This window comes from Nonomuraea antri, assembly GCF_013283785.1.
Taxonomy (GTDB): Bacteria; Actinomycetota; Actinomycetes; order Streptosporangiales; family Streptosporangiaceae; genus Nonomuraea; species Nonomuraea antri.
Genome location: NZ_JABCPZ010000464.1, coordinates 1 through 2,788 on the forward strand (window position 1 = coordinate 1; position 2,788 = coordinate 2,788).

The 2,788-nt window shown below is 67.7% G+C and carries 3 protein-coding genes; all 3 read left to right on the forward strand.

All coding sequences use genetic code 11. From position 1 onward, the window contains the following. Positions 1 to 472: 472 nt before the first annotated feature. Positions 473 to 832 (forward strand): DUF1801 domain-containing protein, encoded by a 360-nt coding sequence (locus HII36_RS54435; RefSeq protein WP_173531253.1) that lies wholly within the window; start codon positions 473 to 475, stop codon positions 830 to 832. 140 nt (positions 833 to 972) lie between these two features. Next, the gene (locus HII36_RS54440; protein ID WP_173531254.1) at positions 973 to 1,791 is read left to right on the forward strand and encodes a DUF4142 domain-containing protein; all 819 of its coding nucleotides are present in this window, start codon (positions 973 to 975) and stop codon (positions 1,789 to 1,791) included. Between the two features lie 325 nt (positions 1,792 to 2,116). Beyond that, on the forward strand, positions 2,117 to 2,665 hold the full coding sequence (locus tag HII36_RS54445; protein ID WP_173531255.1) for an RNA polymerase sigma factor: 549 nt from the start codon (positions 2,117 to 2,119) through the stop codon (positions 2,663 to 2,665). The last annotated feature ends 123 nt before the right edge of the window (positions 2,666 to 2,788 follow it).

The window sequence follows — 2,788 nt, forward strand, 5'->3', positions numbered from 1 at the left end:
CCTTGGCGCGCGAGTTCGACCGCGCGACGCCGGAACTCGGGAGGGTGTGGCGAGGGCATGGAGGACATCCTTCCTGATGATCAAGGGTGACCTCAGGTCAAGTGTCCGGAGAACGGGGGGAAGCTCAAAACCTGGTTCAGCGTCAGGAAGCCAACGCTTCTGCGGTGGGAATGCCGAGCCAGCGCCAGGAGACCGGCCCTGCATCGAGAGGACTGCATCGGAAAGGCCGGTATCGCACAGAGGCCGGTTCGACACGGCCAGTTCGATATGCCGGTCTAGCGTTCGGGAGGCCGGTTCTGGGCCTGGGGACGCAGAGACCGCCTCCCCAGGTCCCACCACTCACCACCCAGACCCCGAAATCCGCAGAAGTCGCGCATCGTTGAGTACTAGACAGTCTAGTTCTATTGCTGGTACTGTACCGTCTAGTTCCACAAGAGAGGGCATTCCCCACCCAACGAGAGGAACCACGATCATGGCCACGACCGCCGCCAACGAGATCGACACCTACGTCGCCACCAAGCTCCAGCCTCAGTACCTCGAGATCGTCGAAACCCTGCGCGCGCTGATGGTCGAATGCGCCCCCGAGGCGTCCGAGTGCCTTACCTACGGCTCCCCCGCCTGGCGCGGCAAGAAGATCCTCGCCGTCATCAGCCAGAGCAAGACGCATCTGACGTTCGCCTTCGAGCGCGGCGCGGAGTTCACCGACGACCACGGCCTGCTCCAGGGCAGCGGTAAGAAGACCCGCCACGTCAAGATCAAGACCCGCGACGGAATGAACGACGCGGCCCTGCGCGACTACATCGCCCAGGCCGTCCGCCTCGACCAGAGCTGAGACCCGGGGCCGCCCGCCTGAGACTCTCCGCCTGAGACTCTCCCGGCTGAGACTCGGGGCCGTCCGAATGAACCGCCGGCCCCGCTCGCCCGTATCTCCTTGAAATCCGCACGACCACACGATGGGCGGAAAGGACGGAGATGCGGGTGGACACAGAGTGCAGCCGCCGCACGGCCTTGACCATGGTCGGGAGCCTGACCGCGCTCTCCCTCACCAGCTCCTGCGCCGACGGGTACGGCGCCCGCAGATACGGCCAGGCCGACCTCGCGGCCAACGCGGCCGACACCCCGAGCGAGGAGCACGATCCCCTTCAGGACTCGGCTCAGAATCCCGAGCCGAACGACGCCGCCGCGGCCGACCCCACCGCCGAGGCCGAAAACGAGACCGAGGACGAGGACGGGGCCGAAGACGGAGACGAGGTGCGCCAGACACGCTGGGGCCCGCTGAACGCGGCGGATCGTGACCTGTTGATCAAGGTCCGCCAGGCCGGACTCTGGGAGATCCCCGTCGGCCAGCAGGGAGCCGGACGCGCCGCCAAGGCCACGACCCGCGCGCACATGGCGGAGATCGCCCGCCAGCACATCGCGCTCGACCAGATCGTCCGCTCGGTCGCACAGAAGCTGCGGGTGCCGCTACCCGACCAGCCCACCGACGACCAGCAGAAGTGGATGAGGGAGATCTCCGGCAAGAGCGGCGTGGCCTATGACCGCATCGCCGTCCGGAGAATGCGCCTGGCGCACGGCAAGGTCTATCCCGTGATCGCCGCGGTCCGGGCCAGCACGCGCAACACGTTGATACGTTCCTTCGCCAAGCAGGCGGAGACCTTCGTCCATGGGCATCTGGAGATGCTGGAGGAGACCGGGTTCGTGGACGCCCGGGCGTTGCCGCCGCCCCCCGAGGTGCCGCAGCCGCCGAAAGGCGGCGATCTGCCCGCGCCGCCCGCCACCGAAGTGATCTGACCGGCAGGCGATCCGCCCGCATTTGACCGGCGGGCGATCTGCCCGTATCTGGCCGGACGCCGGCTGGATGCGGCAGCCTGGCGACCCTCCGAAAAGATCGGCCGTAAAGATCGGCCGCAGAGAGATTCACCGCAGAGATTCACCGCAGAGATTCACCGCAGAGATTCACTGTGGAAGATCCGCCACGGAAGACTCACCGCGGAGGATTCGCCACGCAGGATTCGCCACGGAGAGACTCACTGCGGAGAGATTCGCTGCGGAAGATTCGCCGTAGAAATCCGAGCGGCCGCGGTAATCGAGCGGGTGTCGGGAGGGACTACTGGGTGTGGACGACCCCGAACAGCGGTTCACCGACCTCTACGACCGGCACTACCGCAGCGTGCTGGGCTACGCCCTGCTGAGGGCCGGGCGCGACGTGGCCGAGGACGTCAGCAGCGAAACCTTCCTGGTGGCCTGGCGGCGGCTCGACGACCTGCCCGAACCACCGCTGCCCTGGCTGCTCGGCGTGGCGCACAACCTGCTGGCCAAGCAACGTGACTCGCGCCATCGCCGCCAGGCCCTGGTCGATCGGATCGCGACGCTGACCACGTCGTCCGACCATGTGGGCTGGGACGTCGCCGAGCACGTCGTCGACAGGGAGACCGCCCTGGCCGCGCTGTCGGCCCTACCCGAGCAGGACGTGGAGGCCATGGTCTTCGCCACCTGGTACGGCCTGCCGCCAGAACAGGCGGCCGCCGTCATGGGGTGTTCGGTGCGTACGTACAACGTCCGGCTCCACCGCGCGCGCAAGCGCCTCAGCCAGGTGCTGCGGCTGGGCGGACCCGCCCGGCCCACTACCTCGGCTGCCGATCGCACCCTCGGAGGACCCTCATGACCGACAGCCTGTTCGCCAACCTCAAGCCTGACAAGCTGGACGAACTAACCGAAGACAGCTACCGCCGCCGCCGCTCCACCGACCTGGCCCGCGCCTTCGCCACCCCCCGCGCCTCCGCCGCTC

Excerpts from the sequence above, each read along its gene's own strand:
- HII36_RS54435 (WP_173531253.1), top strand. The coding sequence starts at position 473 with ATGGCCACGACCGCCGCCAACGAGATCGACACCTACGTCGCCACCAAG.
- HII36_RS54440 (WP_173531254.1), top strand. The coding sequence starts at position 973 with ATGCGGGTGGACACAGAGTGCAGCCGCCGCACGGCCTTGACCATGGTC.